Annotated in this window: 9 protein-coding genes; 8 read left to right on the forward strand and 1 reads right to left on the reverse strand. The window is 40.9% G+C overall.

Going from position 1 to position 9,011, the window contains the following annotated elements; genetic code table 11:
- Positions 1–84: 84 nt before the first annotated feature.
- A complete protein-coding gene (locus tag FL972_RS02965; protein WP_144603417.1) occupies positions 85–420 on the forward strand; it encodes a helix-turn-helix domain-containing protein in 336 nt (111 codons plus the stop codon).
- Positions 414–1,715, forward strand: a complete 1,302-nt coding sequence (locus FL972_RS02970; protein ID WP_144603419.1) for a type II toxin-antitoxin system HipA family toxin — start codon at positions 414–416, stop codon at positions 1,713–1,715. The genes FL972_RS02965 and FL972_RS02970 overlap by 7 nt, the downstream gene beginning before the upstream one ends.
- A gap of 14 nt (positions 1,716–1,729) precedes the next feature.
- Here the strand turns inward: FL972_RS02970 and FL972_RS02975 are convergent, their stop codons facing one another.
- On the reverse strand, positions 1,730–2,500 hold the full coding sequence (locus FL972_RS02975; protein ID WP_144603421.1) for a YdcF family protein: 771 nt from the start codon (positions 2,498–2,500) through the stop codon (positions 1,730–1,732).
- Positions 2,501–2,878: 378 nt separating this feature from the next.
- On the opposite strand from FL972_RS02975, the gene FL972_RS19350 reads away from it, so the two are divergent.
- The 6 genes from FL972_RS19350 (at position 2,879) to FL972_RS03000 (ending at position 8,845) form a co-directional block, all read left to right on the forward strand.
- The gene (locus FL972_RS19350) at positions 2,879–3,049 is read left to right on the forward strand and encodes a hypothetical protein (RefSeq protein ID WP_166669345.1); all 171 of its coding nucleotides are present in this window, start codon (positions 2,879–2,881) and stop codon (positions 3,047–3,049) included.
- Between the two features lie 62 nt (positions 3,050–3,111).
- Positions 3,112–3,534 (forward strand): hypothetical protein, encoded by a 423-nt coding sequence (locus FL972_RS02980; protein WP_144603423.1) that lies wholly within the window; start codon positions 3,112–3,114, stop codon positions 3,532–3,534.
- Positions 3,531–3,932, forward strand: coding sequence for a hypothetical protein (locus FL972_RS02985; RefSeq protein WP_144603425.1), 402 nt, complete (start codon positions 3,531–3,533; stop codon positions 3,930–3,932). Before FL972_RS02980 ends, FL972_RS02985 begins: the two co-directional genes overlap by 4 nt.
- A gap of 66 nt (positions 3,933–3,998) precedes the next feature.
- Positions 3,999–4,790, forward strand: a complete 792-nt coding sequence (locus tag FL972_RS02990) for an ATP-binding cassette domain-containing protein (RefSeq protein ID WP_144603428.1) — start codon at positions 3,999–4,001, stop codon at positions 4,788–4,790.
- A gap of 242 nt (positions 4,791–5,032) precedes the next feature.
- Positions 5,033–7,975: an FAD-binding and (Fe-S)-binding domain-containing protein gene (locus tag FL972_RS02995; protein WP_144603580.1), complete on the forward strand. Its 2,943-nt coding sequence runs from the start codon at positions 5,033–5,035 to the stop codon at positions 7,973–7,975.
- A gap of 135 nt (positions 7,976–8,110) precedes the next feature.
- Positions 8,111–8,845: a LytR/AlgR family response regulator transcription factor gene (locus FL972_RS03000; protein ID WP_144603431.1), complete on the forward strand. Its 735-nt coding sequence runs from the start codon at positions 8,111–8,113 to the stop codon at positions 8,843–8,845.
- Positions 8,846–9,011 lie beyond the last annotated feature (166 nt).

The following is a 9,011-nucleotide window of genomic DNA, read 5'->3' on the forward strand; positions in this document are numbered from 1 at the left end:
TAATCATTCAAAAATAAATAATATAATGTTTGAATTTTCATTCATAAAATTGTAATTTTGATTATAATGAATGATAAATAAGTCATGAATATCTCACAATTATCAGACGCAGCAATTCTTCAGATGATAGGAGACTTTATCAAAAAGAAGCGAATGGACCTCAATAAGACTCAGGATACATTATCCTATGAGGCTGGGATCAGTCGTTCTACACTCAGCTTATTGGAGCGTGGCGAAAAGGTCAATTTAATCACCTTGATTCAGGTCTTACGTGTTTTGGATGAGTTGCAGATTCTGGAGGTTTTTAAGACACAGACCCAGATCAGCCCGCTTGAATACATCAAGCTTCAAAAGAAGCAAGAGCGGCAGCGAGTCCGCAATACTGATCAGGCAGCCGAAAATCCTCCTTCAGAATGGTAAATGCAGCTGAGATTTGGCTTTGGAATAAGTTGGTAGGGGCCGTGCTTTGGGATGAATCTAGGCAAGTCGCCAGTTTTGAATTTGATCGGAATTTTCTTCGCTCGGGATGGGATATTTCACCTATTTTGATGCCTTTATCACAGGGAAAAAGACTCTACTCTTTTCCTGAAACCCGGAGATCCCGGGATGATGCGTTTGATACGTTTAAAGGTTTACCGGGGTTGCTGGCCGACATGCTGCCTGATAAGTACGGGAACCAGCTAATCAACGCTTGGTTGGTTCAGAATGGAAGGCCTTCCGATAGCTTAAATCCAGTGGAACTGCTTTGTTTTATTGGAAAGAGAGGGGTAGGGGCATTAGAAATCAAACCTGCACTGCGTACGGAAATGGGTCGGGCAAGTTCTTTGGAGATTGAAAGTTTGGTGGGCATAGCCCAAAAAGTGCTGAACAGCAAAGAAAATTTTCAAACTGATCTTTCCCTTGAGGAAGAGGAGGCTTTAGCAGATATTTTGAAGATTGGCACCTCTGCCGGCGGCGCCAGGGCCAAGGCGGTAATTGCTTTTAATCCTGATACAGGAGAAGTGAAAAGCGGTCAGGTGAAGGCCCCCAAAGGATTCTCTCATTGGATCATCAAATTTGACGGAGTACATGACACCCAGTTTGGAGCCACGGTAGGTTATGGCAGGGTGGAAATGGCCTATTATCTGATGGCTAAAGAAGCTGGAATTGAAATGAATGAATGCCGACTTTTGGAGGAGAACGGTCGGGCTCATTTTATGACCAAACGATTCGATCGGACGGATTCAGGAGAAAAAATCCACATGCAGAGTCTCTGTGGTATCCGCCATTTTGATTTCAATCAAGTGGGGGGTTATAGTTATGAGCAGGTTTTTGAAACCATGCGTATGCTGAGGTTAACTTATCCAGAAGCAGAGCAGCAGTTTGTCCGAATGGTATTCAATGTATTGGCCCGAAACTGTGATGATCATACCAAAAACTTTGCGTTTTTGATGAATCAAACTGGAAAGTGGGCCTTGTCTCCTGCTTACGATATTTGCCATGCCTACAGGCCTAGTAGCATTTGGGTGAGTAGGCAATCCCTTCAGGTCAATGGAAAAAGGGAGGGAATTACTGATTCAGATTTTTTGGAAGTGGCCCGGAAAATGAATATCAAAAAACCGGAAGAGAAAATCGAGCAAGTGAAGCAAGCTGTCAAGCGTTGGAAGGAATTTGCTGAGGAGGCGAAAGTAGAGCCGAGATTAAGAGATTCTATTCAGGGGACTTTGTTGGTTTAATTCCTTTCCCGAAATCACATATATCCAACAAGCTTATACATCGTAATCCCAATCCATTCTTTAAATAGTTTGGTCCAATATTCCAGGGAGAAAGGGTCTGGGAATAAAAGGGAAGGAATGTCATATTTGATGTCGTGGGAATAATAATCAGTGGGAAAGGTCGTGGTCTTTAGGCCTACTTTATCAAAGCAACCTTTGGCTCGGGCCATATGGAAAGCTGAAGTGATCAGGATAAATTCCTGGGATAAAGGAATTCCTTTCTGGGCCAAAAAGTCTTTGGTGAACTGCGCATTCTGAGCGGTGTTTTTGGCTTGGTCTTCGATCCAGATATCTTCTTCTGGCATTCCGGTCATGATTAGAAATCGCTTGAGTAATTCAGCCTCAGTCTGGGGATTGGAAGGATTAAGACCTTGCCCGCCTGTGATCAAAATTTTTTTGATTTTTCCCATTCGATAGAGTTGAAGGGCATGGGTGATTCGGTCTGCACCTTTGTTAAAAAAGGTTCGATCATAGGCGGTTTTGCTCATATTGGTTACTCCAGTGAGGATAATGCCGATTTCATGACTTTCTATTTCTTCAAAAGATTTGAATTCAGGTTCCCAAGCTAATAAGGCCAGATTGGAAAGAAATGGATTGGTGAAAAAGAGCATAAGACTTATCCCTGTCCAAAGTAATTTCTTGCCCCATTTTCTTCGGATATAAATCGCTCCAATGATTATCAAGATTAACAGGATGGTCAGAGGCATGGCCAAAAAACTCAAAAACTGGGAGAGGTAGAAGAACATGGAACTTTAGATCGTGGTACACAAATAAAGGAGGGAAATGGGCAATTATCAAACTTAATGGTCAAGTGAATTCAATTCCCTGAAAATTAATCATAGGCCACTTATAATTACATCCTTCGTTGTATTTTTCTAAGTGGAGATAAAAAAATAATTAGTTTAAAATCAATGAAATATTTTGTTAGTTTATTTTTAAGTCAAATAAACTACTGTTTTAATATGGGGGGGCAGGTAGAACTCAGAATATTATTTCGTAAAATATAGTTTTGGGAATTGTATTTTTCGTATTTTTTTAACCTATTGAAATTCAATGATTTGGAAGTATGAACTAAATAGTTTAATATCAACCATTCTTTTAATTATTTCTAACAATTAACAACTATGGAAAAATTAACAAATGATCAGATGGAAAATCTAGTGGGGGGAAACGATTATTGTGCAAATCTCTATGCGACTATTTTTATTGGTCCATTTCAGGGGAGCGATGAGCTTTATGCTATGGCAGTACAGTACTTTGATACCTATTGTCGAGATTATGATCCCCAAGCCTAACTCGATTTGAAGTGAAGGGAGAATTTCTCCCTTCATTCCTTTATCTCTAAATCAACAATTTCATGCTTAAGATATTTATTTTCATTTTAATAATTGATCCAACGCTTCTATTTGGAAAGTGGGATTTAAAGTTTGCTGAAGCACACTTTAATATGATTAATTCACCTGCATTCCATGCAACCCCAAAGGAACAACAAGATGAAATTATTCAAGTAAATGAACTATACCTTAAAAATGCTTATTTAGAGTTTAAAAAGGATACAGTTTATTGGGTTGATGTTAATCCAAGAGATAAAAAGATTGTTCATAAAAAGGGGAAATGGATAATTATTGGAGATACTTTGAAAATTTTTGATTATGATAAAATTTATACTTACAACTATTTAATTGAATTAAGTCGAGAAGAAGAATTATATACTAGGTTGATTTTTCCAAATGGAGATTTAGCTAGAAGTAGGGATGTTTATTCGAAAATAGGTTTTTGAAAAAAGTATTTATGATCTTGGCTTTTTACTTATTCACCATTTTTGCTTTCCATCTTAATAGTAAGTTAGAAGGAAGGTGGAAGTTGATTGATTTTACTGGTTTTACGACTATGGTCGGTAGCGATGCATTTAATAAATTGTCGGAGGAAAAGAAGTTAGATGCTATTCAAGGTATGGAATTCGTTTTGAATAATACCTTTTATTCATTTCAGAAGGACTCTATTTTTTTCACGAATGCAGGTCCTGACTTCTCTGTCTCGGAAAAGAAAGGAAAATTTCTCTTAAAATCAGATACTCTGATTGTTTTTGAATCTGGAAAAGTAAACCCTCTAAAGTTCTTTGTATCTTCTGTAAATGATTCGAATCTGAAATTAAGGTTTGTAAGGAAAGGTGGATAACTTGGCCCGACCGAAATGACTTTTGAAAGAGTGGATTAAGGACTTAAATGTTTTCTTTAGCAAGTAATGAAGGTAATTCTTATCATATACTTTATTTTTTATGTTCTTTTCTATTTCTTAATTGATTATGTTGTTTTGAATGATTTGGTTCTTTATGAATTTTATTCTGATAAGTTTTCCGAATCCCGAGTTTATGAGTTGCTTGATTTTCGTAAAGAATGGCTATGGATAACTTATCCTATCAAATTACTGATTCAATTGATTGCCCTTCAGATTCCTGTTATGCTGATCAATGAGGATAGGTCCATGAAAGATATTTCTAAAAAAAGCTGGCGTGGACCGGTGGGGTATGCGCCTCAGGAGATCAAGATTTTCAACGGGAGTCTGGGGTATAACCTCAGCTTGGATCCCAATCCGGCTTGTTTTGAACAGGTGGTTCGGCGATGCCAAGAGTTGGGCTTGCATGAATTTTTCGATCGGATGCCTCAGGGCTATTTTACTCAGGTGGGAGAAGAAGGAGTGAATCTATCGGGAGGCCAAAGGCAGCTGGTAGGCATTGCCAGGGCTTTGATCAAACGTCCTAAGGTACTTCTGCTGGACGAATTCACCGGAGCCATGGATCGGATGACCGAGCAGAAAATGCTTGACTTGATCCTGAAGGTAAAGAAAGAGATTCCTGTTTTGGTAGTCACTCATCGCATCCAACCGGCATTGCTTGCAGATGAGGTATTGATCTTGGAAAAAGGAATGCTGAAAGACAGGGGTTCTCCGATGGAGTTGAGAAACCGGGAAAATCTGCTTTCTGCGAGTCTGCGAGATCTTGGGATGGACTGCTCAAGTGGATTGAAGGACTGGTAGAAGTGGTCATTGCTAGTTGATCCTTTGATTTGGCCAAAAGAAAGAGTCTTGAAAGCATTTATTGATTAAAGAACTACGGTCTGTGGGGACGCATACCGGTGCGGATGGTTAATTTTTAAATTCAAGTAGACTCTTCTAAGGAGGATTGGAATCTTTGAGTATGGTGTGGGCTCATTGACTATTGTTCATTTTATTTCTTCCCATATCATTTCTTTAATCTGGTCAGAGAGCTATTTTTGATGATGCTTTCAAACCAACCCAATCTAGTTCCTCAATTGGAAAAACTAGCTACCCAACTGGAGGGTAGTTTGCAGTTTGACCGACTCACTCGTACCCTGTACGCCACCGATGCTTCTGTCTATAGGGAAATGCCCTTGGCGGTAGCTTTTCCTAAGTCTGAATCGGATATACAGAAACTGATTCAGTTTGCCAATGAAAACGGAACTTCCTTGATTCCCCGAACAGCAGGCACCTCTTTGGCCGGGCAATGTGTGGGAAACGGGATCGTCGTGGATGTCTCCAAGCATTTCACCCAAATCCTTGAATTCAACAAGGAGGAACGCTGGGTTCGCGTGCAGCCGGGAGTGGTTCGGGATGAACTCAATCGCTTTTTGAAGCCACATGGATTGTTTTTCAGCCCTATCACTTCTACTGCCAACCGGGCGATGATAGGTGGCATGGTGGGAAACAATTCTTCAGGAACTACTTCCATTGTATATGGGGTAACTCGGGACAAGGTAATTTCTATGAATACCATTCTCAGTGATGGGAATAAGGTCGTGTTCGGAGAGATCTCTCAGGATGAGTTTGATCGGAAATGTGGACAAAAGGATCTGGAAGGAATAATCTACCGTCAAATCTTCGACGAACTCAATAACCCTGAAATCAGGGAAGAAATCCATGCTCAATTTCCCAAAAAGTCCATCCACCGCCGAAATACCGGCTATGCAGTGGATGAGTTGCTGAAAGCAGAGCTTTTCGAAGGAAAGGAAAAATTCAACTTCTGTAAACTATTAGCAGGTTCGGAGGGAACTTTGGCTTTTACCACCGAAATCAAAATCAGTCTTGATCCCTTGCCCGATCCGGTGGAAATCGTCGTAGCGGCTCACTTCGCGACCATACACGAAAGCATGAAGTCCGCTCAGGTCGCCATGAAGCATCCGGCTACAGCGGTGGAATTGATGGATAAAATCATCTTGGATTGTACCAAAGAGAGCATAGAGTACTCCAAAAACCGCTATTTCGTAGAGGGAGATCCTGAAGCGATTTTGATGATTGAGTTCCGGGGCAAAACCTTGGAGGAAGCCATGGAAAAAGGAGAGTCATTAGTAGCTGACCTGAAAGCTGGCGGCTATGGCTATGCCTTTCCGATTATTGAGCCTGAAAAAGTCGCTTCAGCTTGGGCTCTTCGTGCAGCAGGCTTGGGCCTTTTGGGAAACATTCCCGGCGACCCTAAAGCAGTTGCTTGTATCGAAGACACCGCGGTGGATATAGAAGACTTAGCAGATTACATCGATGAAGTCGATGCCATGATGGAAGGTTTCAACCAAAAGCCTGTTCACTACGCCCATGCCGGAGCGGGAGAGATCCATTTGCGTCCTATTTTGGATTTGAAAAAGGCAGAGGATGTGGAGGAGTTTTATCAAATTTCTTTGGCATCCGCACAGTTAGTGAAAAAATATCAGGGTTCGCTTTCTGGGGAACATGGAGACGGCAGAGTACGCGCTGCTTTTATCCCGCTGATGGTGGGAGAAAAGAATTATGAGCTTTTCCGAAGGATTAAATATACCTGGGATCCCAAAAACATCTTCAATCCCGGCAAAATCGTGGATGCCGCGCCGATGAATAAATTCCTGCGCTACGAGCCAGGGATGAAAACTCCAGACCACAAAACAATCATCGATTTTTCCAATGTGGGAGGGATTTTGCGTTTGGCTGAAAAATGCAATGGTTCTGGGGATTGCCGTAAACTTCCGGGTTCCGGCGGAACCATGTGTCCGAGCTATATGGCAACCCGAAATGAGAAAGATACAGTCAGAGGCAGAGCGAATACGCTTCGGGAGTTTTTGACTTTGGATAAAAAGGAAAATGCCTTTGACCACCCAGAGATCAAAGAGGCCTTGGACCTGTGTTTAAGCTGCAAAGGCTGTACGGCTGAGTGCCCTTCCAATGTGGACATGGCTAGCATGAAGGCAGAATTCCTCTATCAATATCAGAAGACGCATGGCATTCCTCTTCGATCCAAGGCCTTTGCCTATATCAATGAATTGAATGAGCTGGGTTCCAAAGTTCCTGGAATCGCTAATTTCTTCCTGAGTAATTCTCTAACTGGGAGGCTAATGAAATCCATTTTGGGAGTAGCTCCAAGCCGTCATCTCCCGGAAATCAGTCCAATCAGCCTAAGAAAGTGGTACAAAAAGAACTATCCTTCCCTTGACGGGCCTGTAAAGACGATCAAATCGGTGTACTTCTTTGTGGATGAGTTCACCAACCACAATGATACCCAAATTGGGATCAAAGCCATTTCGCTTCTAAAGAAGTTGGGATATGAGGTCAAGGTGGTAGATCATGAGGAAAGCGGTCGTTCGGCTCTTTCCAAAGGTCTTTTGGAAAAAGCTAAAAAGCACGCCGAGGCCAATGTGCAAATTTTCGAAAAACTGATTGACGGGAATACTCCTCTAATTGGTCTGGAGCCATCAGCAATTTTGAGTTTCAGAGATGAATATCCTCGAATTGTAGGAAAAGAGTTGGTAGAAGGAGCGAAAAAACTTAAGTTTCATGTCAAGCTGATCGATGAGTTTCTAGGTCAGGAAGTAGCGGCCGGAAATATCAGATCCGAACAATTCACGGACAGGGCTCAAAAAATCAAGTTGCATGGGCATTGTCATCAAAAGGCACTTTCTTCCCTGACCTGGACGCAAAAGATCCTTTCGCTTCCATCTAATTTTACCGTGGAAACGATCCCAAGTGGCTGCTGTGGAATGGCTGGTTCTTTTGGTTATGAGGCAGAGCACTTTGAGGTTTCTCAGCAAGTCGGAGAGTTGGTGCTATTTCCCGCGGTAAGGAAAGCTGAAGCGGATACACTGATCGCTGCTCCTGGAACTTCCTGCCGACATCAGATTGCGGATGGTACCGGTCGCAAAGCCAAGCATCCGGTGGAGATCCTTTGGGAGGCTTTGATTTAAGAAAAAGTGTTTGATAGCTAGTTTTCGGCGAAAAAGTTTAAAATCTTCTATTCGCTGTTTGATTTAAACACTTTAGTTCTATTTTTAGTATTAAAAGTTATTCTTTAAATCCATTATTCTATATAGTTGAGTCACTTGGAAAAGTCTAGAGTTTTAATAGTTGAAGAGGAATTGATTATCGCTGAGGATTTGAGCGATATATTAGAAAATCTGGGATACGATGTGGTAGGTACTGCTATTTCAGCAAGAGAAGCCTTACAGATTCTGGGGACAGAGGATGTAGACTTGGCTTTACTCGATATCAAAATCAAGGGAGGAAAAGACGGTATCGAATTGGCCGAAGAAATCAATGAGAATTTTAAAATACCAATTGTGTTTTTAACTTCTCATGCAGACCAAATGACACTCTCAAGGGCAAAAAAGGTTCTCCCTTATGGATATTTGGTTAAACCATTTGCAGAAAAGGACATCCATACAACACTGGAAATGGCATTGGCTAATTTTAAAGCAGAACAAAAAAAATCTTCTATTTCTCACCAAGAAAATGAGTTTGTACTAAAAGACAGCTTATTTGTGCGCCACAATGGAATGTTAGTGAAAATCCAGTTTCAGGATATTATTTATTTTGAAGCGGATGCAAATTATACCAAGGTCTTTACTAAAGATAAAAAGTTTGTAATCCGTGCAATCTTGAAAGAGTTGGAGAGAAAACTGGACACTCATTTTTTTGCTAGGATTCACAAGTCTTTTTTGATCAATCTGACAGCCATAGATGCAATTGATTCTACGGAAGTTCACATTGCAGGAAAAAAAATACCCCTTAGTCGCAGTCAGCATAGTTGGCTGATCAATCAGATTAAAACACTCTAAAAATTTAATTCAACTGCGTAGCCGCAATCTTGCAGTTACACAAATATAAATTTGCTCTTAAGGTAAAATCCATTATTGCCGTTTTATAAAGAGGTCAAATGGAATTTAACCCGAAATATGCAGTAGACTTCTTATTACGAGTCCAAACCGCTTCAAAATCAATCGC

The sequence above is a fragment of the Algoriphagus algorifonticola genome, from assembly GCF_007655305.1.
Taxonomy (GTDB): domain Bacteria; phylum Bacteroidota; class Bacteroidia; order Cytophagales; family Cyclobacteriaceae; genus Algoriphagus; species Algoriphagus algorifonticola.

Coding starts and splice junctions, on each gene's coding strand:
- FL972_RS02990 (WP_144603428.1), top strand. CDS start 3,999: ATGAAGGTAATTCTTATCATATACTTTATTTTTTATGTTCTTTTCTAT.
- FL972_RS19350 (WP_166669345.1), top strand. CDS start 2,879: ATGGAAAAATTAACAAATGATCAGATGGAAAATCTAGTGGGGGGAAAC.
- FL972_RS02980 (WP_144603423.1), top strand. CDS start 3,112: ATGCTTAAGATATTTATTTTCATTTTAATAATTGATCCAACGCTTCTA.
- FL972_RS02995 (WP_144603580.1), top strand. CDS start 5,033: ATGCTTTCAAACCAACCCAATCTAGTTCCTCAATTGGAAAAACTAGCT.
- FL972_RS02970 (WP_144603419.1), top strand. CDS start 414: ATGGTAAATGCAGCTGAGATTTGGCTTTGGAATAAGTTGGTAGGGGCC.
- FL972_RS02965 (WP_144603417.1), top strand. CDS start 85: ATGAATATCTCACAATTATCAGACGCAGCAATTCTTCAGATGATAGGA.
- FL972_RS02975 (WP_144603421.1), bottom strand. CDS start 2,500: ATGTTCTTCTACCTCTCCCAGTTTTTGAGTTTTTTGGCCATGCCTCTG.